The organism is Kitasatospora sp. NPDC028961, from assembly GCF_055564815.1.
The window spans coordinates 19673-44747 of sequence record NZ_JBVHVO010000043.1; the positions used below are offsets into that span (position 1 = coordinate 19673).

Here is a 25075-nt window from a genome sequence, read left to right on the forward strand (position 1 = left end):
GACCGGGCTGACGGCCAGTCGGGCCGTGGCAGGATGGGCGCATGCGCATCGTGGCACTGGCAGGCGGAATCGGTGGGGCGCGCTTCCTGCGCGGACTCAAGGAGGCCCTCGGCCCGCAGGACGAGATCACCGTCATCGGCAACACCGGCGACGACATCCACCTCTACGGCCTGAAGGTCTGCCCCGACCTCGACACCGTGATGTACACCCTCGGCGGCGGCATCAACGAGGAGCAGGGCTGGGGCCGCACCGACGAGACCTGGTCGATCAAGGCCGAGATGAAGGAGTACGGCGTCGGGCCCGAGTGGTTCGGGCTCGGCGACCGCGACTTCGCCACCCACCTCGTCCGCAGCCAGATGCTCACCGCCGGGTACACCCTCAGCCAGGTCACCGAGGCGCTCTGCGTGCGCTGGCAGCCGGGCGTGCGGCTGCTGCCGATGAGCGACGACCGGGTCGAGACCCACGTGCGGATCACCGACGCGGACGGCACCCGGGCCATCCACTTCCAGGAGTACTGGGTCCGGCTGCACGCCGCCGTCGACGCCGAGGCGATCGTCCCGGTCGGCGCGGACACCGCCAAGCCCGCGCCCGGTGTGCTGGAGGCCATCGCCGCCGCCGACGTCATCCTGTTCCCGCCGTCCAACCCGGTGGTCTCGATCGGCACCATCCTCGCCGTGCCCGGCATCCGGGCCGCGGTGGCCGCCGCCGCGGCGCCGGTGGTCGGGCTCTCCCCGATCATCGGCGGGGCCCCGGTCCGCGGCATGGCCGACAAGGTGCTGGCCGCCGTCGGCGTCGAGGCGACCGCGGCGGCGGTCGCCCTGGACTACGGCGCCGACCTGCTGGACGGCTGGCTGGTGGACACCGCCGACGAGGCCTCGGTCGGCGCGGTCGAGGCCGGCGGGATCGCCTGCCGGGCCGTACCGCTGCTGATGACGGACGTCGCGGCCACCGCCGAGATGGCCCGGGCCGCGCTGGCGCTCGCCGAGCTGGTGCGGGCGTGACCCTGCACGTCCTGCCCGTCCCGGGCCTGCCCGAGATCGACGCCGGCGCCGACCTCGCCGCGCTGATCGCCAAGGCCGGGACGTACCAGGACGGCGACATCCTGCTCGTCACCTCGAAGATCGTCAGCAAGGCCGAGGGCCGGGTGCTGCGGGCCACCGACCGCGAGGCCGCGATCGACGCCGAGACCGTCCGGGTGGTCGCCCGGCGCGGCCCGGTCCGGATCGTCGAGAACCGCAACGGCCTGGTGATGGCCGCCGCCGGGGTGGACGCCTCCAACACCGCCGCCGGCACCGTGCTGCTGCTGCCCGAGGACCCGGACGCCTCCGCCCGCGCGCTGCGCGCCCGCCTCCAGCAGCTGACGGGGCTGCGGCTGGCCGTCGTCGTCACCGACACCTTCGGCCGGCCCTGGCGCAACGGCCTCACCGATGTCGCGATCGGCGCCGCCGGACTGCCCGTCCTGGAGGACCACCGCGGCCGCACCGACAGCCACGGCAACGAACTGGCGATGACCGTCACCGCCACCGCCGACGAACTCGCCGCCGCCGCCGACCTGGTCAAGGGCAAGTCCACCGGCACCCCGGTCGCCGTGGTCCGGGGCCTCGGCCACCTGGTCACCGCCGAGGACGGCGCGGGCACCCGCCCGCTGGTGCGCGCCGCCGCGGACGACATGTTCCGGCTCGGCACCTCCGAGGCGGTCCGGCAGGCCGTCACCCTGCGCCGCACCATCCGCGCGTTCACCCCCGAACCGGTCGACCCGGGCGCCGTCCGCCGCGCCGTCGCCGCCGCCGTCACCGCGCCCGCCCCGCACCACACCACGCCCTGGCGGTTCGTCCTGCTGGAGTCGGCCGCGGTCCGCACCCGGCTGCTGGACGCGATGCTCGCCGCCTGGCAGCGCGACCTGCGCGAGCTGGACGGCTGGGACGACGCGCTGATCGCCCGGCGCACCGCCCGCGGCGACGTCCTGCGCGACGCGCCCTACCTCGTCGTCCCCTGCCTGGTGATGGACGGCTCGCACGACTACCCCGACGCGCGCCGCGCCGCCGCCGAACGCGAGATGTTCACCGTCGCCATCGGCGCCGCCGTGCAGAACCTGCTGGTCACCCTGGCCGGCGAGGGCTACGGCACGGCCTGGGTCTCGTCCACCATGTTCTGCCGCGACACCGTGCGCGCGGCCCTCGACCTGCCGGCCGGCTGGGACCCGATGGGCGCCGTCGCGGTCGGCCGCCCCGCCGAACCGCCCCGCGACCGCCCGGCCCGCGGCGCGGACGCCTTCGTCGAGGTGCGGTAGGGGTCAGTACCCCAGGTCGTCCGGCAGCAGCCGGAAGGACTCGTGGTTCGTCAGCGGCCTGATCGCACGGAAGTGCCGGCGATCGACGGTCAGCACCGCCGCGGTCCGGAACCCGGCCGCCAGCGCGACGTTGATCGCGTCCGTCAGCCCCATGTTCAACGCCGGGTAACGGCGCATCACGACCCGGGCGGCACTGAGGTGGGACGCGACCTCCGGGACCTCGAAGCGCCCCACGGCACACTTGTCGATCACGTCGTCGAGAATGCGCATCGCCGCATCCGCGCCGAGCGCCTTGGTGGCCAGGTAGTCCAGTTCGGCGAGCACCAGGGGTGAGATGACCAGGTGCCCGACCGTACGCAGCGCCGCCTGGCACGCCGCGTGCTCGCGCTCCGCACGGGAGTAGCACGCGAGCAACGCGCCGGTGTCGCCCACGACCGCGACCTCTGTCACGCGCCGAACCCTTCCATGTGCCGGTCGAGGTCGTCCAGGACCCGGTGGCCCTCGAACGACGGCATGTCGTCCACCTCGTCACCCATCGGGTCGGTCCTGAACGGGTACACGGGCTCGGCGCGCTCCGGCGGCACGATCGTGGCCACGTGGCGGCCGTCCTTGGTGACCGTGACGGTCTCTCCGCGTTCGACGGCTCCTATCACTCTGGCCGTCTGCTGGTTCAGCTCCCGCATGGTTGCTTCCATGCCGCCAATGTACTACGCCGTAGTTCACCGCCGCCGGTGGTCGTTGGGGGTCAGCCGGGGGCCGTAGCGCGGGGCGTGGGTGCCGGTGCTCAGCAGCAGGCGGCAGAGGCGGTGGCGGTGCGGGCGGTAGGGCTCCAGCAGGGCCAGCATCTGGGTGTCGTCGCTGCGGGGGCGGCCGGCCAGGGCCCAACCGACCAGGTTGGGGAGGTGGTAGTCGCCGACCGAGACCGCGTCCGGGTCGCCGTTGCTGCGCTGCAGGGTCTCGGCGGCCGTCCAGATCCCGATGCCGGGCACGGAGGTCAGCCGGGCGAACGCCTCGGCGTGGTCCATCGCCGAGGCCTCCTCCAGCCGGGCGGCCAGCCGGACGGCGCGCACCACGGTGGCGGAGCGCTTCGGGTCCACCCCCGCGCGGTGCCACTCCCAGCTGGGGACGAGCGCCCACTCGCGGGCCGACGGCGCCACCCGCATGCCCTCGGCCGGGCCGGGCGCCGGGGTGCCGAAGTCGCGCAGCAGCGTCCGCCAGGCCCGGTACGCCTCGTCGGTGGTCACCTTCTGCTCCAGGATCGCGGGCACCAGCGACTCCAGCACCAGCCCGGTCCGGGTGAGCCGCACGCCGGCCGCACGCCGCTGGGCCTCCCGCAGCGGGCCGGGCGGCAGCACCAGGGCGGCCGGGTCGTCCTCGGCGCCGAGCAGCACGGGCAGCCGGTCCAGCAGCCACGCCGCCCCCGGGCCCCAGGCCCGCGCCTCGACCTCGCCGGCGGCCGGCCTGGCCAGTACCCGCAGCGTGCCGATGCCGGCCGGGGTGCGGGAGGCCCGCCAGACCGCGCCGTCACCGGTGGTCCGGTAGGCCGGGTCGGCCGGCCCGCGCCGCAGCGGCAGCAGGGTGCGGGCCACGTCCAGCGGGAAGCCCGGGCGCCAGAGGCGCACCCGCGCACCGGTCGCCGCCTCGTCCGACACCGCCCCGCGCCTCCTCCGCTGTCCGGCTCCACCGCCTTCGCCGACCATGGGGATATGAACGATACGCGGCTGCCGGAGCTGTCCCACGCGGACGAGGGCGCGGTGCGGGCGCTCTACCACCGGACCCTGGACGGGTGGAACCTGCGGGACGGCGCGGCGTGCGCCGGACCGTTCGCCGAGGACGGGGAGATGGTCGGATTCGACGGAACGAGGTACGCGGGGCGGTCGGTGATCGCCGCCGAACTGGGGCGGATCTTCGCGGACCACGCCACCCCCGAGTACGTCGCCAAGGTGCGGCGGATCCGGGCGCTCGGCCCGGGGGTGGCCGAGCTGGACGCCGTCGCCGGCCTGGTGCCGGACGACGCCGAGGACCTCGATCCCGGCCTGAACGCCCTGCAGACGGTGATCGCCGTCAACGCGGGCGCGGGCTGGCGGATCGCGCTGCTGCAGAACACTCCGGCCCGGTACGACCTGCGGCCGGACGTCGCGCGGGCGCTGACCGCCGAGCTGCGGGCGCTGCTCCCCCGGGGCCCCGGCCCGGTGTAGGCCCCGGGCTCGCGGGTTCAGCGTGCCCAGGGGGCCGCCGGGCGGGCGGCGCTCTGCAGCGCGGCCGCCTGGGTGCGGACGGCGGGGAGCAGCGGGTAGAGGGTGGCGCCGGGGCACTCGGTGGCGACCGCGTCGCGGTGGCCGGAGACGGCGTCGAAGGTCGCGGTGGTGCCCTTGGGGTAGCGGGTGCCGTCGGCGCCGGAGACCAGCTGGGTGCGGCCGCCGGCGTCCTGGCCGGCCAGCCCGAGCTTCCAGGCGGCGAGCCGGGCGAGCCCGTCCGGTACGGCCGGCGGCGGGGTGTCGGTGACGAAGGTGCCGAGCACCGCGACGCCCGCCGAGTCGGTGTTGAAGCCCAGGGTGTGCGCGCCGTGCACCGCGAGCTCGACACCGCCGGCCCGGCCCTCGTAGAGGGTGCCGCAGCGGTCGACCAGGAAGTTGTAGCCGATGTCCCGCCAGCCGTTGCTCCGCACGTGGTACTCGTAGATCGCCCTGATCATCCGGGGCGCGTCGGCGCAGTCGTACTCGGTGGCGGTCGCGGTGTGGTGGACGAAGACCACCCGGACCGGCCCGGTGTACTCGACCTGCGGGTCCCGGAGGGACTCGTCGGCGCCCCAGCCGGCCCGGGTGACGACGGCGGGCCGGGCGGCCCGGCGCCCGTCCGGCGGTTCGGCGGGCAGCGTCCGGCCGGCGGCCCCGGCGGCGCCCTGCCCGGGGTCGACCAGGTCGAGCCGCAGGCCGTCCGGCAGGCCGCGGGGGCCGGCGGTGACCTGGACCGCCACGCCGTCGCTCGGACCGGTCCAGAGCGGCGCCGTCGCTCCGCCGCCCGGGGTGTCCGGTCCGTCCTCGCCGTCCGCCTCCAGCACGTGCCAGTCGCCCCAGACGTGGGTGGCGGCGTCCCTGGTGCGGACCCGGACGGAGCCGCCGTCGAGCGAGCGGGCGGGGCCGTTCCAGCCGACGCCGAGCAGTTCGAAGGGGCGGGTGGCGCGCGGCGCCAGGGCGCGGTCGGCGCCCAGCGGCAGCGAGGTGACCGAGCCGCCGCCGGCCGAGGTGCGGCGCTGCTGGGCGGGATCGGCGGCGGCCGCGGCCGGGACGGGCTGGAGGAGCAGGACGGCGGTGCAGCCGGCGAGTGCGGCGGCCGGCAAAGAGATACTCATAAAAGGGATGTTCAGGGCAAAACACCGCACCCGCCATGCCACCTCGCGCAGGGTCCGCCACCCCTCCCGGTCGCCCACCCGAAGGCCGTAGGCTGGGGCGCACCATGACTGCGCCTTTCGCTGCCGATGCCCGAACCCCTGTCGAGCTGCTGCACGCATTCCTGCGAGGTGGCACTCCCTCAGTCGACCCCGCGGCTCCGCTGGTCACCTTCTACGACGACGCCACCGGCGAACGGGTGGAACTCTCCGCCCGGACCTTCGACAACTGGGTGGCCAAGACCGCCAACCTGCTCCAGGACGAGCTGAACGCCGGTCCGGGTGACCGCGCCGCCCTCCTGCTGCCCGCCCACTGGCAGAGCGCCGTCTGGCTGCTCGCCTGCTGGTCGGTCGGTGTGACGGCGGTGCCGGCCGGCGACCCGGCCGACGCCGACCTGGTGGTCAGCGGACCGGACGGCCTGGAGGCCGCCCAGGCCTGCGAGGGCGAACGGGTGGCCCTCGCCCTGCGTCCGCTGGGCGGCCGGTTCCCCCAGCGCCCGGACGGCTTCCTCGACTACGCCGCCGAGGTGCCCGGCCAGGGCGACCGCTTCGCGCCGTACTCCCCCGTCACCCCGGACGCGCCCGCGCTGGAGACCGGCATCGACGGCCTGCCGCTGAAGCTGACCGGCGACCAGACCGTCCAGCTGGCCCGGGAGGGCGCGGCCCGGCTCGGCATCACGGCCGGCGACCGGGTGCTCTCCACCCTCTCGTACCAGGACTGGGCGGGCCTGGAGGCCGGTCTGCTGGCACCGCTGGCGGCCGGCGCCTCGGTGGTGCTCTGCCGCAACTCGGAGGGCCTGAGCGCCGAGCAGTGGGAGAAGCGGACCGAGTCCGAACGGGTGACACTGCGCCTCGGCTAACCCCCGGCTCCGGCCCGGCGGGTAGGCATCCCTGCCATGGCCGAGGACGACACCGAGCACCCCCCGACCGAGAACCCCCCGACCGGGGACGCCCGCGCGACCGCGGGCTCCCCGGACCGGGACTCCCCCGACACGGAGCCCGCGGCCCCGGACTCCCCGACCAGGCCCCGGCGCAGGCGCCGGCGGTGGCTGATGATCACCGCCGGCGCCCTCGCCCTCCTGCTGGTCGCCTGCGGCACCGTGCTCTGGATCGCCTACCGCAAGCTGGACGGCAACATCCGGACCGACTCCGCCACCGACCAGCTGCTGGCCCGGCTGGAGGCCGAGCGGCCCAGCCGCACCGCGGGGGCCAAGGGCGCCGAGAACATCCTGCTGATCGGCAGTGACGACCGCACCGGTGCCAACGCCACGTACGGCGAGGCCGGCGGCCAGCGCTCGGACACCACGATCCTGCTGCACCTGGCGGCGGACCGGAAGCACGCGACCGCCGTCTCCATCCCGCGCGACGTCATGGTCACCGTGCCGGTCTGCGAGAAGCCGGACGGCACCCGGAGCAGGCAGGTGCTGGCGCAGTTCAACTCGGCCTTCGAGACCGGCGGTCCGGCCTGCTCGATCCGGGCCGTCGAACAGCTGAGCGGCATCCGGATGGACCACTACGTGATCCTCGACTTCCACGGCTTCAAGACGATGGTGGACGCCGTGGACGGCGTCGAGGTGTGCGTCCCGCAGGCGATCCACGACAAGGACGCCAAGCTGGACCTGCCGGCCGGGCGGCAGACCCTGCGCGGCGAACAGGCGCTCGGCTACGTCCGCGCCCGGGAGACCCTCGGCGACGGCAGCGACACCCAGCGGATGGGCCGTCAGCAGCAGTTCCTGGCCGCCCTGATCCGCAAGGTCCAGTCACAGGGGGTGCTGCTGAACCCGGCCCGGCTCTGGCCGGTGCTCGACGCGGCGACCTCCTCGGTCCGGGCCGACGGCGGCCTCTCCTCGCTCGGCGCGCTCTACGACCTGACCCAGGACCTGCGCGGCATCCCGTCCGCCGACGCGGTCTTCCTGACCGCGCCGCGCCGCCCGTACCGCTTCGACTCGGACCGGGACGAGTTCGTGCAGCCGCTGACCACCCAGCTGTTCACGGCGCTGCGCGACGACCGGTCGATCACCGTCCGCCCGCCGGGCTCCCCCGACCCGTCGGCGGTGGCGGGCGCGAGCCCGGGGCCCTCGGGGGCGGCGACGGCGGCCGGATCGGACCGGGCCGCCGGTGCGTCACCCACCGCGACCACGGCACCCTCGTTCGAGGGACGCACCGCGGACATGGACGACTGCGGGATCCATTGACCGCCTGGTCAGGGTCACCCTTTTGTGTACAGATCATGACCCGGAATGGCTTTCCGGGGAATTCACCGGAACACGATGTGCCTGGTGAATTGCGGTTCCCGAACATGGCGGAGATCACACCAGGAACAATTCCCGTACTCGACTCGTCTAGTGTGTCCGGGTCGGCGCGCAGCCCGTGCGCCACCCGAGGACCGGTCGGAGGGAGGGAACCCCGTGCAGCAGGACAGCCAGGAGACCGACCCCGCCGACCCGCGGATCCCGCCGGCCCACGGCGCGCCGTACCGGTCCGAGCAAGCCCGGTCCGAGCAGGCCGCGGGCATCCCGGTCCAGCGCCGCCGGACGCCCGGCACCGCCGCCGAGGCCGCCCCCGGGGCCGCGCACACCGGCGGCCGGGCCGCCCGCCGCCGCCAGGCCGCCGCCGAGCGCCCGCGCCGGCGGGTGCTGAAGTGGACCGCCGGCGTCGGCGCGCTGGTCCTGGTGGCCGGCTGCGGCGGGGCCTACTACGCGTACCAGCACTTCAACAACAACATCACCGCCGTCAAGGTGCAGCTGGGCAGCGAGGCGGAGCGGCCCAAGGCGGCCGGCGACGCGCTCAACATCCTGGTCATCGGCACCGACAGCCGCGAGGGCCTGGGCCGCGAGTACGGCGACGAGGGCAGCACCGGACACGCGGACACCACCCTGCTGTTCCACGTCGCCAAGGACCGCAGCAACGCCACCGTGATCAGCATTCCGCGCGATCTGATGGTGCCGATCCCCGACTGCGAGAACACCGGCGGCAAGAAGATCCCCGGTTCCGCGCGGGCCATGTTCAACGAGAGCCTCGGCCAGGAGGGTCGCGATCCGGGCTGCACCTGGAAGACCGTCGAGAAGGCGACGGGAATCCGGGTCGACCACTTCGTGATGGTCAACTTCGACGCCGTGAAAACGCTCTCCACCGCCGTCGGCGGGGTCGAGGTGTGCGCGGCCAAGGACATCGACGACGCGGACTCGCACCTCCGGATGAGCAAGGGCCGGCACGTCGTCCAGGGCGACGAGGCGCTGGCCTTCGTCCGCACCCGGCACGCCGTCGGCTTCGGCGGCGACCTCACCCGGATCCCGCTGCAGCAGCAGTTCATCAGCTCGATGATCCGCTCGATCAAGAGCAGTGACACCCTGACCAGCCCGACCAAGCTGTGGAAGCTCGCCGACGCCGCCACCAAGGCGCTCACCGTGGACGACGGGATCGGCAGCGTCGACAAGCTGAAGGACCTGGCGCTGGACATCAGCAAGGTCGACACCAAGAACATCACCTTCACCACCGCGCCGGTGCTGGACGACCCGAAGGACAAGGACCGGCTGGTGCTCAAGCAGCCGGACGCCGGACAGGTGTTCTCGCTGGTCGCCCAGGACCGCTCGCTGACCGGGAACGCCGCCGCCCCGGCCGCGCCCGGGGCCGGCGCCACCGAGGCCGCCGCCGCGCCCTCGCCGACGGCCACCGCCGCCGCGGTGGACACCAAGGACGTCCGGGTGGCGGTGCACAACGGCAGCGGGACGCCCGGGCAGGCCCAGCAGGCCGTCGACAAGCTCCGGGCCCAGGGCTTCGCCAAGGCCGCCACCGCCCCCAACGCGACGGCCACGCCCAGCAGTTCGGTGTCCTACCCGGCCGGCAAGGCTGCCGAGGCGGCCGCGCTGGCCGCCTCCCTCGGACTCCCGGCCGACGCGGTCCGGGAGGACCCGAAGGCCGGCAGCAGGGACGGGCTGGCCGTGGTCCTCGGCAAGGACGTCCTGGCCGCCGCGAACGCCGTCCCGTCCGTCGCGCCGACCGAGGCGCCCAAGGACCTCCAGCGCGTCCAGGCGGACGACACCGACGTCTGCGCCAAGTGAGCCTCAGCGCGGGGCGAGCAGGCCGTCCTTCTCGCGGTAGCGCTCACCGGTGCGCGGGCAGCGCCAGCCGTCCTCGCCGTCCGGCTCCAGCGGCTCGCCGGCCCGGCCGACCCACTTGATCCGGCGGGCCGGGACACCGGCCACCAGGGCGAAGTCCGGGACGTCCCGGTGCACCACGGCGCCGGCCGCGACCAGCGCCCAGCGGCCGACCGTCACCCCCGCGACCAGCACCGCGCGGCCGCCGATCGAACAGCCCTCCCGGAGGGTCACCCCGCGGGCGTGCCAGTCGTCGCCGCGCTTGAGCCGGCCGTCGACGTCGACGGAGCGCGGGTAGAGGTCGTTGGTGAGCACGGCCGCCGGGCCGATGAACACGCCGTCCTCGACCACCGCGGGCTCGTACACCAGCGCGTGGTTCTGCAGCTTGACCCGGTCCCCGATCCGCACGCCCGGGCCGACGTAGGCGCCGCGCCCGATGACGCAGTCGGCGCCGATCACCGCGTCCTCGCGCACCTGGGCCAGGTGCCAGACGGTCGTCCCGGCGCCGAGCACCGCCCGGCCGTCCACGTCCGCGGTCGCCTCGACCCGGGCACCGACGACGGACCCGCCCTCAACTGTCCCCATGGCGCCCGACGATAGCGTCGGGGCGGGGGCGGTGAGAGCGGGTCGGGGGGATTGGCCGGATCGGGTCAGCGGGCCTCGGCGACCACGTCGGCGGTCGCCGGGGACCGGCTGGCGATCACCCGGCGGGCCAGCGAACGCGGCGAGGTGAGGAAGCCGAAGCCCCAGCTGAGGTGCATGGTCGCGAAGGCCACCGGGAGCAGCGCCTTGGCCTTCGCCGAGAGGCCGCGGCCCTCGACCAGCGCACCGCCGACGATGCCGAGCAGATAGGCGCCGGGCACCGCGAGGAAGGCCGGGTGGACGGCCGCGCCGAGCACCAGCCCGAGGGTCACGCCGAGGAAGGCCGCCGGCGGGGCGAGGTAGCGGAAGTTGACCGAGCCCTTGTGGTAGCGGGTGACGACCCGGCGCCAGCGGCCGTAGTCCTTGTACTGCTTGGCCAGCGCCCGCACGGTGGGCCGGGGACGGTAGGTGACGCGCAGCTGCGGGGTGAACCAGACCAGCCCACCCGCCTGCCGGATGCGGTAGTTGAGCTCCCAGTCCTGGGCGCGGACGAACTCCTCGTTGTACCCGCCGAGCCGCTCCAGCACCTCGCGCCGGAACACCCCGAGGTAGACGGTGTCCGCCGGGCCCGCCAGGCCGCCGGTGTGGAAGGCCGCGTTGCCGACCCCGATCTTGGAGGTCATCGCGGCGGCGACGGCGTTCTCCCACTCGGTCTCGCCCTCGGCGTGCATGATGCCGCCGACGTTGGCGGCCTCCATCTCGCCGAGCAGCCGGACCGCCGTGGTGATGTAGCCGGGGGTCAGCAGGCCGTGCCCGTCGACGCGGACCACTATCGGATGGCTGGAGCCGCGGATCGCGGCGTTCAGCCCGGCGGGGGTGCGGCCGGTGGGGTTCTCCACCGTTCTGACCCGCGCGTCCTCGGCGGTCAGTTCGGCGGCGATCTGCGCGGTCCGGTCGGAGGACGGACCGAGGGCGATCACCACCTCCATCGGCCCGGCGTAGTCCTGTTCCAGGATGTGCCGGACGGCCGTGCGCAGGTGTCGTTCCTCGTTGAGCACCGGCATGATCACGGAGACCGCCGGCAGCTCCTCAGCAGCCTTGGTGTTCATCGGGGCCAACCGTACCGGTGCGGACGGGTCTCCGTCTTGTCCCGGTCTGGGCGACGTGACGCCCCCGGCGCCGAAGGAACGATTCGCCGCTCGGGCCCACCGTACTCTCCGCCCCCGGCGCGCCCTCACCGGCCCCGGAGCGGGCCGCCCCTACCATCCGAGAGATGCCCGTTTCCCCCCGTTCCGCCCTGCCCGGACGGCGCCGTGCCTGGCCCCGCCGACTGGCCGCCGGCATCGCCTTCGGCGTCCTCACCACCTCCGGCGGCGGCTGGGCGGTCCTGCACGGCCTCGGCTCGATCGACCGGGTGGACGCCTTCAGCGGCGACGCGGCCCGGCCCGCCGACGACGGCTCCACCACCTTCCTGCTGGTCGGCACCGACGAGCGGGAGGGCATCCCGGAGAAGACGCTCAAGGAGGTGCTGCACGCCGGGGGCGAGTCCTGCCACTGCACCGACACCATGATGATCGTCCAGGTCGCCGGGGACGGCTCCCGGGCCAGCGTGATCAGCATCCCCCGGGACTCCTACGTGGACATCCCCGCCCACCGGGACCAGGTCACCCGCAAGGACGTCCCGGCCGGCAAGGGGAAGGTCAACGCGGCGTTCGGGATGGGCGGGCCGCAGCTCACCGTCGCCACCGTGGAGCAGAACACCGGGCTGCGGATCGACCACTACCTCCAGGTGAACTTCGCCGGGTTCGTCTCCGCCGTGGACGCCGTCGGCGGCGTGCGGGTCTGCACCAACAAGCCGCTCAAGGACGACTACTCCGGCCTCGACCTGCCGGCCGGCACCAGCACCCTGGACGGCGCCGGCGCGCTCAGGTACGTCCGCGCCCGGCACGTGGACGGCAGCGCCGACCTCGGCCGGATGCACCGCCAGCAGAAGTTCGTCGCCCAATTGCTGCACCAGGTGACCGACAGCGGCACGCTGTTCAACCCCGTCCGGCTGGCCCGGCTGACGGACAGCCTGCTCGGCTCGGTGAAGGCGGACAAGGACCTCACCACCGACGACCTGATCACCCTGGCGTCCAGGCTGAGGGAGCTCTCGGCGGGGCGTGCGGACTTCGCGACCGTGCCGCTGGCGAAGCTGGACCACCAGGTGGCCGGCTGGGGCTCGACCGTGCTCTGGGACCAGGCGGGGGCGAAGGCCCTGTTCGACGCCGTGCGGGCCGGGCGGCCGCTGAGCGCCGCAGCGGGCGCGGCGGGCGCGGCCCCGGGCTCGACACCGGCCGGCGAGCCCGAACCGGGCGGGGCCGCCTCCCCCGCGGCGGCCGCCTCCCCCGGCGTCGCGACCACCGGGCCGAGCGCCGCGGCGAGCCCGGTCGCCCCGGCCGCGGTGCCCCCCGAGCAGGTGCACGTCCAGGTGTTCAACGCGGCCGGGGTGCCCGGTCTGGGCGCCCGGGTCGACGGCGACCTGCGGCGGGCGGGCTTCGCCACCACCGGCGCGCCGTCGAACGCCCCGGCGGGGACGGCGCCCGGCCGGACGGTGGTCCGCTACGACCCGCGCTGGACCGAGTCCGCCCGGACGCTGGCCGCCGCGCTCCCGGGCGCAGAGTCGACCGCCGTCCCCGGCCTCGGGCCAACCCTCCAGGTGTACGCGGGCGGGGACTACCCGGCCGCCCCGGGCGCGAGCCCGTCCGCGGCCACCCTCGCACCGCTGCCGCCGCCCCCGACCCCGGCGCCCGCCGCGACCCCGTCGGCCGCCGTGGCGGCCGAGAAGGCGTCCGAGATCGTCTGCCCGTAGGCCCGCAGGCCCGGGTCCCGTGCTGCCGGGCCCTGGGCTGCGGCGCCGGGAACGCCGGCAGGGGCCGGGTGCTGTGACGCACCCGGCCCCTGCCCTCCCCCGATCCCCCGATCCGGGGGTCAGTCCGTCGCGATGGCCGCGAGGACGTTCATCCGACCGGCCCGGAAGGCCGGTACGAGTGCCGCGACCAGGCCGATGACCACCGAGGCGACCAGCGTGACCACGATCGTGCCGGTCGGGACGGCCAGCGTCTCCAGCCCCTGGTCCTTGAGGACCCGCTGACCGGTGATGCCCCAGGCCAGGCCGAGACCGGTCCCGAGGATCGCGCCGAACAGGGCGATCACCACGGACTCCAGCCGGATCATCCGGCGCAGCTGACGCCGGGAGAGCCCGATCGCCCGCAGCAGGCCGATCTCCCGGGTCCGCTCCACCACCGAGAGCGCCAGGGTGTTGACGACGCCGAGCACCGCGACCACGATCGCGAGGCCGAGCATGCCGTAGATGATGTAGAGCAGGGAGTTGACCTGCTCCTGGACGAGGTCCTTGTAGCCGGCCTGGTCCCGCACGGTGACCTGCGGGTACTCCTTGAAGGAGGACTCCAGCGCGGTGAGCGTCCCGGCGACGTCCGAACCGGGCCGGGCCTTGCCGAAGACGACCGCGTCATTGCCCTGGTCGGCGACCGGGACGGCCTTGCCGAGGGTGTCCAGGCCGATGAAGTAGTTGCCGTCGAAGAGCGAGTTGCCCTTGGTCAGGACCACGCCGACCGGCAGGGTCTGGGTGCGGCCCTTGCCGTAGTCGATGCCGATCCGGTCGCCGACCTTGAGACCGTGGTCCGCGGCGTAGGTCTCCCCGACCACGATCGCGCCCTGGCCGAGCGCGTCCGCGCTGCCGGACTTGACCGGGAGCTTGAAGTCGGTGGTGAAGCTCGGCGAGACCGCCGACACGCCCTCCTTGGCCGTCTTGCCGTCCGGGGTGGTGAAGAGCGCCGGTATGAACTGCTGACGGGTGATGTGCGCGATGCCCGGCGTGTTCTCGGCCGCCTTCACCATCTCGGGGGTGAGACCGGTGCGGCCGGCGGAGATGATGTAGTCCGCGCCGACCGACTTGTCGATCTGCTCGTTGGTGGACTTGATCACCGAGGAGGTGAAGACCGAGGCACCGATGACGAGCGCGAGGCCGATCATCAGGGCGCCGGCGGTGGCGCCCGTCCGACGCGGGTTGCGCATCGCGTTGCGCTGGGCGAGCTTGCCGGACGGGCCGAACAGGGCCGGCAGCAGCGCGCCGAGCACCCGGACCACGCTGGTGGCCAGCAGCGGACCGAGGACGACGAAGCCGATCAGGGTGAGCAGCACGCCCAGACCCAGGTACTGCCCGCCGGTGGCCGCCTTGTCGGCCTTGGCGGCCAGGACGAGCAGGCCGCCGCCACCGGCGGTCAGCACCAGGCCGATCACCGTGCGCACGAGGTTGGAGCGGCCCGCGGCCGGAGTGCCGTGGTCGCGCAGGGCCGCCATCGGGGCGATCCGGGCGGCCCGGCGGGCCGGGAACCAGGCCGCGACCAGCGTGACCACGATGCCGAGGGCGTAACCGGCGATCGGCACGTCCGCGGTGATCTGGAGGTCCGCGGCGCTGAGGTTCATGCCGATGGCCTTCATCAGCTGGATCAGACCGGCCGCCAGGCCCAGGCCGGCGCCGAGCCCGATGGTCGAACCGAGCACCGCGAGGATCAGCGCCTCGATCAGCACCGAGCGGTTCACCTGCTTGCGGCTGCCACCGATGGCGCGCAGCAGCCCGATCTCCCGGGTGCGCTGGGCGACCAGCATGGAGAAGGTGTTGATGATCAGGAAGCCGCCGACCAGGGCGGAGATCAGCGCGAAGCCGAGCATCGCGTTCTTCATGAAGCCGAGGAAGGAGCCGACGTCCTTGTTGTTCTCCGCCTTCTGCTCCGCCGCGGTCTTCACCTGGTAGCCGCCGCCGAGCGCGCCGAGGGCGTCCGCCTTCAGCTGCTCGTCGGTGCGGGTGCCGTCGCCGAAGGCCTCGACCGAGGTGTACGCGGTGGTGCCGAGCAGCACCTGCTGGGCGGTCGCGGTGTCCAGGAAGGCGAGCGCCGCGCCCGGGTTGGTGGTCTTGAAGGTCGCGATGCCGGCGATGGTGAAGTCGTGCTTGCCGCTGCCGGCGATCACCCGCAGCTTGCCGCCGAGGCCGAGGCCGGCCTTCTTGGCGGTGTCCGCGTCCAGCACGACCTGGTCGGCGCCCTGCGGGGGGTGCCCCGAGGTGATCTCCACCGAGTTGCGCGGCGTCTCCGTCCAGTTGCCCGTCAGGGTGGGCGCGCCGCTGGTCGGGCCGATCGCCTTGTTGGTGGCCGGGTCGACCAGGACGGCGTCCTGGGTGAACACCTGCCCGACCGCGGTCCGCACCCCCGGGGTGGCGGCGATCCGCTGCACGGTGTCGACCGGGAGGGTCGCCACCTTGCCGCCGGGGGCGTCGTCGCCGCCGTCGATCCCGGCCTTGGCGGGCTGGACGGAGATGTCGGAGGCGGTCGAGGCGAAGAGCCGGTCGAAGGTGCTGGTGGCGGTGTTGGAGAACACCAGCGTGCCGGACACGAACGCGACCGAGAGGACGATCGCGAGCAGCGAGAGCACCATCCGCCCCTTGTGGGCGAGGAAGGTTCTCAGTGAGGTCTTGAGCAGCATGTCCCGGTCCCCGCTCAGCTCGTGCGCTTGCCGTCGAAACGGCGCATGCGTTCGAGGACGGAGTCGGCGGTGGGGGCGTGCATCTCGTCGACGATGACGCCGTCGGCGAGGAAGAGCACGCGGTCCGCGTAGCCGGCGGCCACCGGGTCGTGGGTGACCATGACGATGGTCTGGCCCAGCTCGTCCACCGAGCGCCGCAGGAAGGTCAGCACCTCGGCGCCGGCCCGGGAGTCGAGGTTCCCGGTGGGCTCGTCGCCGAAGATGATCTCGGGGCGGGCGGCCAGGGCCCGGGCGACCGCGACGCGCTGCTGCTGGCCGCCGGAGAGCTGCGCCGGGCGGTGCTTGAGACGGCCGGCCAGGCCGACGGTCTCGACGACCTGGTCCAGCCAGGCGGTGTCCGGCTTGCGGCCGGCGATGTCCATCGGGAGCGTGATGTTCTCCAGCGCGTTCAGCGTGGGGAGGAGGTTGAACGCCTGGAAGATGAAGCCGATCTTGTCCCGGCGCAACCTGGTGAGCTGCTTGTCCTTCAGGCCGGTGATCTCGGTGTCGCCGATCCAGATCCGGCCGTCGGTGACGGTGTCCAGGCCGGCCAGGCAGTGCATCAGGGTCGACTTGCCGGAGCCCGAGGGGCCCATGATCGCGGTGAAGCGGCCGCGCTGGATGTCGACGTCCACCGCGTTCAGTGCGGTGACCCTGGTCTCGGCCGTGCCGTAGGCCTTGGTCACCTGACGGGCCGAGGCGGCGCCGGCGGCGGCGCCGCCGGGAAGCTGGGGGTTGTACACGGCTGCTGCTGCCGTCGTCACTGGATTCTCCTCAGAAGTGGGCCCACCCGTTGACTCCAGCCTCGTCGCTCCCACCTGCCCGCGAAATGGTGCAGGAGAGAGTTCTTGACCGGTAGTCAGCCCCACCCACCCGGTGTGTCCAGGACCCTCCGGTTCACCGGAACCTCGGTCCTGATCCGCACGAGCGGGGATGTGATCCACGTTAGGAGCGGCGAGCGAACCGCTCGTCATCCGCCGGTATGAAGCGGCCCAACCGTAGTTGTACGGGGCGCGGCGCCCCTCCCCCTAGGGGTCGCCGCCACCCTTCTCGGGGTCGGCCCGTACGGGACCGTTCCGCAGGCCCGTCAGCCGGCGAAGGCCGGAGTGGCGAGCCGCTCCAGCGCCGTCGCGAAGGCCTCCACCACGGGCGTGAGCAGCACGTCCGTCTCGCGCTCGATCACGGTCGCGCCGTCCTCCCGGACGGTGATGTGACGGTCGAGCACGAACCAGCCCTGGGTGATGTGGCCGGCGCCCATCGAGCTGAGCACCGGACGCAGCGCGTAGTCGACGGCCAGCACGTGCGCGGTGGAGCCGCCGGTGGCCAGCGGCAGGACGGCCTTGCCGGTCAGCGCGTACTGCGGCAGCACGTCGAGCAGGGTCTTCAGCAGACCCGAGTAGGCCGCCTTGTAGACCGGCGTGCCGATCACCACGCCGTCCGCCCGGGCGAAGAGCTCCAGCGCGGCGACTATCTCGGGATGGGAGAAGTCCGCCGAGAGCAGGGCGTGCGCGGGCAGACTGCGCACCTCGAAGGGGACGACCCGGTGACCTCGGGCTTCGAGCTGCGCGTCGACGTGGCGCAGCAGGCGGGTGGTGCGGGAGGTCGCGGACGGCGAGCCGGAAACGGACAGGACGGTGGCCATGGGTTCACCTCGGGGCAGGAAGCGGGGACGGCGCTACGACAGCGGAGAGCACGCCACGCGGGCGGCGGGAAACGCTGGAGAGGGGTGTGCGGGGAGGAGAGGGTTCGACGGGCGCGCGTCAGCCACGACAGAGCGAACAGGACACACGCTGAAGGTCGACGTGCCGCCGACGCGTGAGGGTCCATCGCTGATCCATGGCAGTCATGCAAACACGCGCTGTTCGAACCGGTCAAGGATCGTTCCGGCTGGTGAACACAGGGTGAGACGGATGGTGAGACGGGCGGCGGGCGGACGGGGGCGGCGGCGGCAGCCGGCGCGGCGCCGTCCGCCACCCTCCGTGGGGCGGCCGTGAGCCCGCCGTGAGCCCGCCCGCGCACCCGCGCGGGAACGTGCGGCGGAACGATCCGGCGCGTGCATCAAAACTGCTACAAGGGCCCCGGTGGGGGCCCCGGGGGGAGTCACCGCGCCCGGCGTCGGGCATTCTCTCCCACATGAACACGTGGCAGGAGGGCCGCCCGGGCGGCGGTGGCAACGGCGGCGGCGCGTACGGGCGCGGCGGTGGCAACGCGGCCGAGCCGCCGCTGCCGGCTGGGCTGAACCCCCGCGGCCCGGGGGCCCCGGCGCCGCGACAGCCGCAGGAGTACGGCCAGGCGCAGCCGCCGGCCCAGGCACCCGGCTACGGGTCCGCGCAGGGCTACGGGCAGCCGCAGTCGTACGGACAGCCCCAGGCGTACGGGCAGCCGGGCGGCCGTCCCGGCGTGCCCGCGCAGGGCCAGGGGGCGCCCGGCGGCCCCGGCGCGCCCGACGGGCCGATAACCCCGGGCGGTACCCAGCCGCCCGCCGCCCGGCCCTCGCGCTGGCCGCGGCGCCGGATCGTCAAGTGGTCGGTGTTCGGCGTCCTGATCGCCGTCATGGTCACCGCCGTCTCGACCTGGTTCTGGGCCGACTCCAAGCTGAACCACGAGAACGTGCTCGCCGACTACCCCGGCCGCCCCGCCGCCGGGAAGGGCACCAACTGGCTGATCGTCGGCTCCGACAGCCGCAACGGGCTCTCCGACTCCCAGGAGGAGGACCTGCACACCGGCCACGCCGGCGGCAAGCGCAGCGACTCGATGATGATCCTGCACATCGGGGACGGCGGGAACACCCTGATGAGCATCCCGCGCGACTCCTGGGTGCCGATCCCCGAGCACACCGGCGACAACGGGAAGCCGGTCAAGGCGACCACCTCGAAGATCAATTCGGCCTTCGCGTCGGGCGGCGGCAAGCTGCTCGCGCAGACCGTCGAGCTCAACACCGGCCTGCGCATCGACCACTACGCCGAGATCGGCTTCGCCGGCTTCGTGGGCATCGTGGACTCGGTCGGCGGTGTCGACATGTGCATCGACCAGGACGTCAAGGACAAGGACTCCGGCCTCGACCTCAAGGCCGGCTGCCAGAGCCTGACCGGCACCCAGGCCCTCGCCTTCGTGCGCCAGCGCCACCAGATGGCCGACCAGGACCTCGGCCGGATGCGCAACCAGCAGAAGTTCCTCGGCGCGCTGGCCAAGCAGGCCGCCTCCCCCGCCACCGTGCTGAACCCGTTCACCTTCTACCCGCTGGTGGACTCCGGCCTCGGCACCCTGATCGTCGACGACGACGCCGGCCTGACCGACCTCGGCTCGCTCTTCCTCGCCATGAAGGACGTCAACGGCGGCGACGGCAAGAGCATCACCGTCCCGATCGCCAACCCGGACTTCCGGACCAACACCGGCGAGTCGGCGGTCAAGTGGGACAGCGCCAAGGCCAAGCAGGTCTTCGACGCCTTCAAGAACGACACCGCCGTACCGGACGTGAAGTGACACCTCCGGCCTCCGTGAGGCGCTGCGACGGGCCGGCCACCATGAGTGGACGTCTCTCGTCACCGCGCTGATCCACCGCCGCCGTCACCGCCTCCTGGGCCGCCCGGTCCAGGAGGCGCTCGCGTTCTGCGGGCCGGAGGTGCCGGCCGCCGCCGCGATCGGGCCCGGGCCGACGGTCTTCCACCGCGGCTTCGGCACCGTGCCGCATGCGGTCCGGCCGGGCCGCGCCGCCTAGGTACCCTCCGGCCGCGGCCGGGCGGCGGGCGCCGGGGGCACCGGCAGGCGGTCGAGGGTGATGCCGAAGTGCTCGCGGTAGGCGGCCAGGGCGCCGGCCTCGTCGAGGTCCTCCTCGGAGCGCGCGCCGTCCGGGCCGGTACGGATCAGCCGGACGCCGCCGAGGGTGATCCGGCCGCCGTCCCGGGTGAGCCGCGAGCAGCTCGACGAGCGGGTGAAGTGGGAGTCCGGCGAGGTGGTCTGCCACCAGCAGGTCGGCACGAAGTCGGCCAGCCGGTGGGGGCGCAGGCCGAGCCGGTACTCCGGCCGGCCGTCCAGCAGCACGTCGAGCTCGTCGTCGGCGTGCGGGACCAGGGTGAACTCGCCGCCGGGTTCGCGCTGCGGGCCGCGCTCGTCCAGGCGCAGCGGGAAGTGGCTGAACCGGCCGAAGCCGACGTCGGCCAGCCAGGGCTCGGCCAGGTCAACCCGCAGGGCGAGGTGGTCGAACGGCGGGCCGGGGCGGTCCCCGTCGAAGGCCCGGGCGCCGAGCAGGTCCACCCGGTAGCCGAGCGCCCGCAGCAGCTCGGCGAACAGGCCGTTGAGTTCGTAGCAGAAGCCGCCGCGGCGCCGGGTGACGAGCTTGGCGAACAGCGCGCCGGGGTCGAGGACGACGGGCTCCCCGAGCCCGATGCCCAGGTTCTCGAAGGGCACGGTGCCCAGGTGCGCGCGGTGCAGCTCGGCGAGGGCGGCGGGCGAGGGCCGGCCGGGGCGCGGCAGGCCGATCCGCGCCAGGTAGGCGTCCACCTGGGTGTCGGTGAGGCCGTCGACGGCCGGAGGGTGATCCACGGTGTCCATTCCAGCGGGCCGGCGGGAGCCGGGCCATCGGTCGTTGGACGTAGGGCTCAGGTCGCGCGGCCGGTCGTACCGGGCCGGGACGTGCGAGGAGCAGGAAGTCGGCCCGGCCGACTTCCTGCTCCTGGGCTCGTCAGGGGGTCGGACCTCAGGCCACGATGCCCGAGTCGGCGATGGTGATCTTCGCCGAGGTACGGCCGCTCTGCGAACCGTAGGACTCGATCTTCGTTACGAGGTCGAGGTTCTCGACGACCTCGCCGAAGACGACGTGCTTGCCGTCCAGCCAGTCGGTCACGATGGTGGTGATGAAGAACTGCGAGCCGTTGGTGTTGCGGCCCGCGTTGGCCATCGAGAGCTGGCCCGGCTTGGTGTGCTTGAGGGTGAAGTTCTCGTCCGCGAACTTCTCGCCGTAGATGCTCTTGCCGCCGGTGCCGTCACCGCGGGTGAAGTCACCGCCCTGCAGCATGAAGCCCGGGATGACGCGGTGGAACGAGGAGCCCTTGAAGCCGAAGCCGTGCTCGCCCGTGGCCAGCTCGCGGAAGTTCTTGGCGGTCTTCGGGACGATGTCGTCGAAGAGCTTGAAGACGATGCGCCCGGCCGGCTCGTCGTTGATGGTGATGTCGAAGTAAACGTTGGAACCCATGCAGGGATCATGGCATGCCGCCCCCCGGTACGCGCGACGGCCCCGTAAATCGTCCGGTCGCCGGGCGTGCCGCGGCTCCGGACCGGCCTCGACAGGGGCCGGCGGCGGGCGGCAGGGCGACCGGGGTGGTCCCGGTGGCGGTGGCGGTCCCCGGCGGCCCGCCCGCGCGGGGAGTCCGGCCACGTCCCGGGCCCGCACCCCGCCGGGCGGTCCCCTAGCATCGCCCTCAGGTCAACCGACAAGGGGGGAACGGGACATGAGCGTGACGACGGAGACGGGGCGGATCGGCGTCTATCTGGCGCACCCGCGACCGGGCAGCTTCAACCACGCGCTGTTCGACGCCGTGGTGGACGAACTGCGCGGACGCGGCCACGAGGTGCTCGCGCACGATCTCTGCGCGGAGGGGTTCGAACCCGCGCTGGCCGCCGGGGAGACCGGGACGGTCGACGCCGCGGCGGAGCCGGCCGATCCGCGACTGGCCCTGCACCGGGCGGAGGTGGCCACCCTGGACGCGCTCGTCCTGATCCACCCCAACTGGTGGGGCATGCCGCCGGCCGTTCTGACCGGGTGGGTGCAGCGGGTGCTCGTGCCCGGCGTGGCGTACAAGCTCGGCACGGCGGACGGCGAACCGGCCGGGCTGCTCCGCGCCGGGCGGGCCCTGGTGCTGAACACCTCCGACACGCCGGAGGAGCGCGAGCGGGCCGAGTTCGGCGATCCGCTGGAGCGGATCTGGGCCGCCTGCGTGCTGCCCTACGTCGGCGTGACGGACGTGCGGCGGACCGTCTTCCGCACGGTGACGGACTCGGCCGACGCCGTCCGCGCGCAGTGGCTGCGCCAGGCGCGGCAGGAGGCGGCGGCGCTGATCGGCTGAGGCGGGTCGGAGCCCCGACACGGGCCGGAGTGGACGGCGGTGGTCGCCGCGACCGACCGGGCCGCCGTACCGGGGTGGCGGCGCGGCCGTCCGTGCTAGAACCGGCGGCGGCAGCGGGCGCGCACGCGCCCGGCGCCACCGTGCGATCCCATGTCACCGACCGCTTCCCCGGGAGACCCATGTCCGCCGCACGCACCGCCCGCACCGGCCCGATCCGCCTGCTCCTGGCCGCCTTCGCGGCCCTGGCGCTCCTGCTCACCGGGGCCGCCACCGCGACCACCGCCGCCGCGGCCACCACCGGACTCGACGGGGCCTGGGCGTGCGACGTCCCGGCCGGGTACGTCTACGACCAGGTGGCCATGAACCGGACGTGCAGCTCCGGCAGCTGGAACGCACCGCAGTTCCACCTGCGGACGCCCGTCGACGGACTGACCGCCTGCAAGAGCTCTCCCGGGTTCGTCTACGACGCCATCACCTGGGGCAGCGCCTGCAGCCAGCAGCCCGGCGTGACCTCCAACGCGTACCACCTGCGGACGCCGGTGGACGGCCTCACCGCCTGTATGGGCACGCCGGCGTTCACCTACGACCGGATCACCTACACGAGCGCGTGCAGCCTCCAGCCCGGCGTCCAGGCCACCACCTTCCACCTCCGCAAGCCGGTCAACGGCCTCTGGGCGTGCACCGTCCCGTCCGGGTTCACGTACAGCCAGAGCACCCAGAACACCGACTGCAGCTACACCCAGGGTGTCCCGTCCACCAAGTACCTGCTGCTGGGCTGAGGCCCCGCGCACCGCCGGAGCAGGAAGTCGGCCGGGCCGACTTCCTGCTCCGCACTCTTAACGGGGACGCCTCGGACGGCCCGTCTCCGGCCCCCGGCCCCGGCTCGGCGGGCACCGGTCGGCCTGACTTCCGCCCGCCGGCCTCAGGCGCCCGAGGGTTCGGCGCCGGAGAGGTCGAGCTCCGCCACCTCCTGGTCGCCGCTGAGTTCGCCGGTGGGGCGGAACCCGAGGCGCCGGTAGAACGCCGCCGGGCCGTGGTCGCCGGGCACGTAGGTGACCGTCACCCGGTCGCCGCCGCGGCGGCGGATCTCGGCGCAGACCTGCTCGACCGCGAAGCGGCCGTAGCCCCGGCCCTGCTCGTCGGCGGCGATGTTGAGGCGCCAGAGGCCGGAGCGGAGCCGGTCCCCGGGCCGGTCGGGGTGGAAGGCGATGTCGAAGAACGCCATCACGAACCCGACCGCGCGGTCGCCGTCGAAGAGCACCCGGGGCCAGGCGGTGTCGCCGTGCGCGTACGCCTCGGCCAGGGACTTGGCGACCGGCGAGACCAGCTGCTCCTGGTCCGGGCGCACCTTCAGTTCGAGCGCGGCGTCGATGGTGGCGGGGGTGACCTTCTCCAGTCGGAGGGTCGACGATGACGTAGACATGGCGGCCACCCTAGATCGGGCCCGGCGAATCGTCTCCCGGGTTTCGCCGGGCCCGCCCCGGACTGCCCGGCTCCGGGCCTCCCGAGGCCCCCGCCGGACCTCACGGCGCCGGGGTGAAGACCAGCGTCGCGTTGTGGCCCCCGAACCCGAAGGAGTTGGTGAGCGCGGCGGTCAGCGCGCCCCGGCGCGGGGCACCGGTGACCACGTCCAGCTTCACGGCCGGGTCGACGGTGTCGAGGTTCCGGGTGGCCGGGACCACGCCGTCGCGCAGGGCGAGGACGGCGGCGAGGGCGCCGATCGCCCCGGCCGCGCCGAACAGGTGGCCGGTCATCGACTTGGTCGCCGTGACGACCGGGTGGAGCCCGATCGCCTCGGCCACCGACTCGGCCTCGACCAGATCGCCCAGCGGGGTCGAGGTGGCGTGGGCGTGCACGTGCGCGATGTCGGCCGGCGCCAGGCCCGCCTCGGCCACCGCCCGGCGCATCGCCCGGACCTGGCCCTCGGCCGCGGCCGCGGTGATGTGGAACGCGTCCGAGGTGACCGCCGCGCCGGCGAGCGTGGCGTGCGCCCGGGCCGAGCGGGCCGCGGCGAACCCGGCCCGCTCCAGGACGACCACCACCGACCCCTCACCGATCACGAAGCCGTCCCGGCCCGCGTCGAACGGACGGGAGGCCAGTTCGGGCTCGTCGTTGCGGGTGGAGTGGGCCTTGGCCTGGGCGAACCCGGCCAGCGTGAGCGGGCAGATGCAGGCCTCGGCGCCACCCGCGACCACCACGTCCGCCCGGCCGAGCCGGATGAGGTCCAGGCCCATCGCGATCGCCTCGGCGCCGGACGCGCAGGCGCTCACCGGTGTGTGCGCGCCGGCCCGCGCGCCCAGTTCGATGCTGACCCAGGCCGCCGGGCCGTTCGCCATCAGCATCGGCACCGTGTGCGGGGAGACCTTGCGGACCCCGGAGGCCTCCAGCACGTCGTCCTGCCCGAGCATGGTGAGCGCACCGCCGGTGCCGGTGCCGATCACCACGGCCAGCCGCTCCGGATCCACCTCGGGCGTGCCCGCGTCGGCCCAGGCCTGCCGGGCGGCGATCAGCGCCACCTGCTCGCAGCGGTCCATCCGCCGGGCCTGCACCCGGTCCAGCACCTCGGACGGCTCGACCGCCAGCCGCCCGGCTATCCGCACCGGCAGCCCGGCCGCCCACTCGTCCTCGATCGCCCGGATACCCGACCGCCCGGCCAGCATCCCGGCCCAGGTCGAGGCGACGTCCCCGCCGAGCGGCGTCGTCGCGCCGAGCCCGGTGACCACCACGCGGTCGTCGTCAGCACTCATCGACCGAACCCCCTGCTTGTTGTGGAGATTGTGAGAGAGCCACAACTCCCCGCGCCGGTGAGCGCGGGGAGTCGCGAACTCATCTGCCACTGTGCCAGGGCATTGATGGTCATTCAGATGTGCAACGCAACCGATTCGACTACGAGCTCTTTGTAGGGTTTATCCATGATCTCAGGTCACCACCGCGGGGCGCACGAGCTCGGGGGCCATGTGCCCAGGTCGCCGAGTCCGGTCACGGCAGGTTGCGGGCCATCACGATCCGCTGGACCTGGTTGGTGCCCTCGTAGATCTGCGTGATCTTCGCGTCCCGCATCATCCGCTCCACCGGG

At 73.9% G+C, this 25075-nt stretch carries 25 protein-coding genes; 10 read left to right on the forward strand and 15 right to left on the reverse strand.

What is annotated here, in order from left to right; translation table 11 throughout:
• Window positions 1–41 precede the first annotated feature (41 nt).
• Window positions 42–1001: a 2-phospho-L-lactate transferase gene (cofD, locus tag ACZ4UX_RS36000; protein ID WP_329487925.1), complete on the forward strand. Its 960-nt coding sequence runs from the start codon at window positions 42–44 to the stop codon at window positions 999–1001.
• Window positions 998–2290, forward strand: a complete 1293-nt coding sequence (locus ACZ4UX_RS36005) for a coenzyme F420-0:L-glutamate ligase (protein WP_465709730.1) — start codon at window positions 998–1000, stop codon at window positions 2288–2290. The genes cofD and ACZ4UX_RS36005 overlap by 4 nt, the downstream gene beginning before the upstream one ends.
• 3 nt (window positions 2291–2293) lie before the next feature.
• Here the strand turns inward: ACZ4UX_RS36005 and ACZ4UX_RS36010 are convergent, their stop codons facing one another.
• From ACZ4UX_RS36010 to ACZ4UX_RS36020, 3 genes are read right to left on the reverse strand one after another with little or no spacing between them, the layout of a single operon-like run.
• Window positions 2294–2740 (reverse strand): PIN domain-containing protein, encoded by a 447-nt coding sequence (locus tag ACZ4UX_RS36010; RefSeq protein ID WP_465709731.1) that lies wholly within the window; start codon window positions 2738–2740, stop codon window positions 2294–2296.
• Window positions 2737–2985, reverse strand: coding sequence for a type II toxin-antitoxin system Phd/YefM family antitoxin (locus ACZ4UX_RS36015; RefSeq protein WP_380390027.1), 249 nt, complete (start codon window positions 2983–2985; stop codon window positions 2737–2739). Before ACZ4UX_RS36015 ends, ACZ4UX_RS36010 begins: the two co-directional genes overlap by 4 nt.
• A gap of 24 nt (window positions 2986–3009) precedes the next feature.
• Window positions 3010–3990 carry a DNA-3-methyladenine glycosylase family protein gene (locus ACZ4UX_RS36020; protein WP_465709732.1) on the reverse strand — a complete coding sequence of 327 codons (981 nt, stop codon included), beginning with the start codon at window positions 3988–3990 and terminating at the stop codon, window positions 3010–3012.
• A gap of 6 nt (window positions 3991–3996) precedes the next feature.
• Between ACZ4UX_RS36020 and ACZ4UX_RS36025 the strand changes: the two genes are divergently transcribed.
• Window positions 3997–4488, forward strand: a complete 492-nt coding sequence (locus ACZ4UX_RS36025) for an SgcJ/EcaC family oxidoreductase (RefSeq protein ID WP_352289062.1) — start codon at window positions 3997–3999, stop codon at window positions 4486–4488.
• Window positions 4489–4505: 17 nt separating this feature from the next.
• Here the strand turns inward: ACZ4UX_RS36025 and ACZ4UX_RS36030 are convergent, their stop codons facing one another.
• Window positions 4506–5642 (reverse strand): peptidoglycan recognition protein family protein, encoded by a 1137-nt coding sequence (locus ACZ4UX_RS36030; RefSeq protein ID WP_465709733.1) that lies wholly within the window; start codon window positions 5640–5642, stop codon window positions 4506–4508.
• Between the two features lie 104 nt (window positions 5643–5746).
• On the opposite strand from ACZ4UX_RS36030, the gene ACZ4UX_RS36035 reads away from it, so the two are divergent.
• From ACZ4UX_RS36035 to ACZ4UX_RS36045, 3 genes are all read left to right on the forward strand, one after another.
• Complete coding sequence (locus ACZ4UX_RS36035; RefSeq protein WP_352289068.1) at window positions 5747–6538, forward strand: TIGR03089 family protein; 792 nt, start codon at window positions 5747–5749, stop codon at window positions 6536–6538.
• A gap of 36 nt (window positions 6539–6574) precedes the next feature.
• Complete coding sequence (locus tag ACZ4UX_RS36040; protein ID WP_465709734.1) at window positions 6575–7873, forward strand: LCP family protein; 1299 nt, start codon at window positions 6575–6577, stop codon at window positions 7871–7873.
• A gap of 213 nt (window positions 7874–8086) precedes the next feature.
• Window positions 8087–9739 (forward strand): LCP family protein, encoded by a 1653-nt coding sequence (locus ACZ4UX_RS36045; RefSeq protein ID WP_465709735.1) that lies wholly within the window; start codon window positions 8087–8089, stop codon window positions 9737–9739.
• Between the two features lie 3 nt (window positions 9740–9742).
• Here ACZ4UX_RS36045 and ACZ4UX_RS36050 read toward each other — a convergent pair whose 3' ends face one another.
• A complete protein-coding gene (locus tag ACZ4UX_RS36050; protein ID WP_465709736.1) occupies window positions 9743–10360 on the reverse strand; it encodes an acyltransferase in 618 nt (205 codons plus the stop codon).
• A gap of 65 nt (window positions 10361–10425) precedes the next feature.
• Window positions 10426–11466 (reverse strand): glycosyltransferase family 2 protein, encoded by a 1041-nt coding sequence (locus ACZ4UX_RS36055; RefSeq protein ID WP_329487935.1) that lies wholly within the window; start codon window positions 11464–11466, stop codon window positions 10426–10428.
• A gap of 164 nt (window positions 11467–11630) precedes the next feature.
• Between ACZ4UX_RS36055 and ACZ4UX_RS36060 the strand changes: the two genes are divergently transcribed.
• The gene (locus ACZ4UX_RS36060; protein WP_465709737.1) at window positions 11631–13208 is read left to right on the forward strand and encodes an LCP family protein; all 1578 of its coding nucleotides are present in this window, start codon (window positions 11631–11633) and stop codon (window positions 13206–13208) included.
• Between the two features lie 119 nt (window positions 13209–13327).
• Here the strand turns inward: ACZ4UX_RS36060 and ACZ4UX_RS36065 are convergent, their stop codons facing one another.
• The 4 genes from ACZ4UX_RS36065 to ACZ4UX_RS36080 form a co-directional block, all read right to left on the reverse strand.
• On the reverse strand, window positions 13328–15898 hold the full coding sequence (locus ACZ4UX_RS36065; RefSeq protein WP_465709738.1) for an ABC transporter permease: 2571 nt from the start codon (window positions 15896–15898) through the stop codon (window positions 13328–13330).
• A 14-nt stretch (window positions 15899–15912) separates the two neighbouring features.
• Window positions 15913–16701 (reverse strand): ABC transporter ATP-binding protein, encoded by a 789-nt coding sequence (locus ACZ4UX_RS36070; RefSeq protein ID WP_465709739.1) that lies wholly within the window; start codon window positions 16699–16701, stop codon window positions 15913–15915.
• A gap of 323 nt (window positions 16702–17024) precedes the next feature.
• Window positions 17025–17579, reverse strand: coding sequence for an NADPH-dependent FMN reductase (ssuE, locus tag ACZ4UX_RS36075; RefSeq protein ID WP_329487938.1), 555 nt, complete (start codon window positions 17577–17579; stop codon window positions 17025–17027).
• 118 nt (window positions 17580–17697) lie between these two features.
• Entirely contained in the window at window positions 17698–17784 is an 87-nt protein-coding gene (locus ACZ4UX_RS36080; protein WP_352297720.1) for a putative leader peptide, read from the reverse strand.
• A gap of 286 nt (window positions 17785–18070) precedes the next feature.
• On the opposite strand from ACZ4UX_RS36080, the gene ACZ4UX_RS36085 reads away from it, so the two are divergent.
• Window positions 18071–19420, forward strand: coding sequence for an LCP family protein (locus ACZ4UX_RS36085; RefSeq protein ID WP_465709740.1), 1350 nt, complete (start codon window positions 18071–18073; stop codon window positions 19418–19420).
• 231 nt (window positions 19421–19651) lie between these two features.
• Here the strand turns inward: ACZ4UX_RS36085 and ACZ4UX_RS36090 are convergent, their stop codons facing one another.
• Entirely contained in the window at window positions 19652–20488 is an 837-nt protein-coding gene (locus ACZ4UX_RS36090) for an arylamine N-acetyltransferase family protein (RefSeq protein ID WP_465709741.1), read from the reverse strand.
• A gap of 145 nt (window positions 20489–20633) precedes the next feature.
• A complete protein-coding gene (locus ACZ4UX_RS36095; RefSeq protein ID WP_329487941.1) occupies window positions 20634–21128 on the reverse strand; it encodes a peptidylprolyl isomerase in 495 nt (164 codons plus the stop codon).
• Window positions 21129–21384: 256 nt separating this feature from the next.
• On the opposite strand from ACZ4UX_RS36095, the gene ACZ4UX_RS36100 reads away from it, so the two are divergent.
• On the forward strand, window positions 21385–21999 hold the full coding sequence (locus ACZ4UX_RS36100) for an NAD(P)H-dependent oxidoreductase (protein ID WP_329487942.1): 615 nt from the start codon (window positions 21385–21387) through the stop codon (window positions 21997–21999).
• Between the two features lie 179 nt (window positions 22000–22178).
• Window positions 22179–22778 carry a hypothetical protein gene (locus ACZ4UX_RS36105; protein WP_352297709.1) on the forward strand — a complete coding sequence of 200 codons (600 nt, stop codon included), beginning with the start codon at window positions 22179–22181 and terminating at the stop codon, window positions 22776–22778.
• Window positions 22779–22921: 143 nt separating this feature from the next.
• Here ACZ4UX_RS36105 and ACZ4UX_RS36110 read toward each other — a convergent pair whose 3' ends face one another.
• The 3 genes from ACZ4UX_RS36110 to ACZ4UX_RS36120 all read right to left on the reverse strand — a co-directional run.
• The gene (locus ACZ4UX_RS36110) at window positions 22922–23422 is read right to left on the reverse strand and encodes a GNAT family N-acetyltransferase (protein ID WP_465709742.1); all 501 of its coding nucleotides are present in this window, start codon (window positions 23420–23422) and stop codon (window positions 22922–22924) included.
• A 100-nt stretch (window positions 23423–23522) separates the two neighbouring features.
• Window positions 23523–24746 (reverse strand): beta-ketoacyl-[acyl-carrier-protein] synthase family protein, encoded by a 1224-nt coding sequence (locus ACZ4UX_RS36115; RefSeq protein ID WP_465709743.1) that lies wholly within the window; start codon window positions 24744–24746, stop codon window positions 23523–23525.
• Between the two features lie 232 nt (window positions 24747–24978).
• Window positions 24979–25075: acyl-CoA dehydrogenase family protein (locus ACZ4UX_RS36120; RefSeq protein WP_157849844.1), on the reverse strand; the 97-nt coding region annotated here is incomplete at its 5' end.

Coding starts and splice junctions, on each gene's coding strand:
- cofD (WP_329487925.1), top strand. CDS start 42: ATGCGCATCGTGGCACTGGCAGGCGGAATCGGTGGGGCGCGCTTCCTG.
- ACZ4UX_RS36015 (WP_380390027.1), bottom strand. CDS start 2,985: ATGGAAGCAACCATGCGGGAGCTGAACCAGCAGACGGCCAGAGTGATA.
- ACZ4UX_RS36020 (WP_465709732.1), bottom strand. CDS start 3,990: ATGGTCGGCGAAGGCGGTGGAGCCGGACAGCGGAGGAGGCGCGGGGCG.
- ACZ4UX_RS36025 (WP_352289062.1), top strand. CDS start 3,997: ATGAACGATACGCGGCTGCCGGAGCTGTCCCACGCGGACGAGGGCGCG.
- ACZ4UX_RS36030 (WP_465709733.1), bottom strand. CDS start 5,642: ATGAGTATCTCTTTGCCGGCCGCCGCACTCGCCGGCTGCACCGCCGTC.
- ACZ4UX_RS36035 (WP_352289068.1), top strand. CDS start 5,747: ATGACTGCGCCTTTCGCTGCCGATGCCCGAACCCCTGTCGAGCTGCTG.
- ACZ4UX_RS36040 (WP_465709734.1), top strand. CDS start 6,575: ATGGCCGAGGACGACACCGAGCACCCCCCGACCGAGAACCCCCCGACC.
- ACZ4UX_RS36050 (WP_465709736.1), bottom strand. CDS start 10,360: ATGGGGACAGTTGAGGGCGGGTCCGTCGTCGGTGCCCGGGTCGAGGCG.
- ACZ4UX_RS36055 (WP_329487935.1), bottom strand. CDS start 11,466: ATGAACACCAAGGCTGCTGAGGAGCTGCCGGCGGTCTCCGTGATCATG.
- ACZ4UX_RS36060 (WP_465709737.1), top strand. CDS start 11,631: ATGCCCGTTTCCCCCCGTTCCGCCCTGCCCGGACGGCGCCGTGCCTGG.
- ACZ4UX_RS36065 (WP_465709738.1), bottom strand. CDS start 15,898: ATGCTGCTCAAGACCTCACTGAGAACCTTCCTCGCCCACAAGGGGCGG.
- ssuE (WP_329487938.1), bottom strand. CDS start 17,579: ATGGCCACCGTCCTGTCCGTTTCCGGCTCGCCGTCCGCGACCTCCCGC.
- ACZ4UX_RS36080 (WP_352297720.1), bottom strand. CDS start 17,784: ATGACTGCCATGGATCAGCGATGGACCCTCACGCGTCGGCGGCACGTC.
- ACZ4UX_RS36085 (WP_465709740.1), top strand. CDS start 18,071: ATGAACACGTGGCAGGAGGGCCGCCCGGGCGGCGGTGGCAACGGCGGC.
- ACZ4UX_RS36090 (WP_465709741.1), bottom strand. CDS start 20,488: ATGGACACCGTGGATCACCCTCCGGCCGTCGACGGCCTCACCGACACC.
- ACZ4UX_RS36095 (WP_329487941.1), bottom strand. CDS start 21,128: ATGGGTTCCAACGTTTACTTCGACATCACCATCAACGACGAGCCGGCC.
- ACZ4UX_RS36100 (WP_329487942.1), top strand. CDS start 21,385: ATGAGCGTGACGACGGAGACGGGGCGGATCGGCGTCTATCTGGCGCAC.
- ACZ4UX_RS36105 (WP_352297709.1), top strand. CDS start 22,179: ATGTCCGCCGCACGCACCGCCCGCACCGGCCCGATCCGCCTGCTCCTG.
- ACZ4UX_RS36110 (WP_465709742.1), bottom strand. CDS start 23,422: ATGTCTACGTCATCGTCGACCCTCCGACTGGAGAAGGTCACCCCCGCC.
- ACZ4UX_RS36115 (WP_465709743.1), bottom strand. CDS start 24,746: ATGAGTGCTGACGACGACCGCGTGGTGGTCACCGGGCTCGGCGCGACG.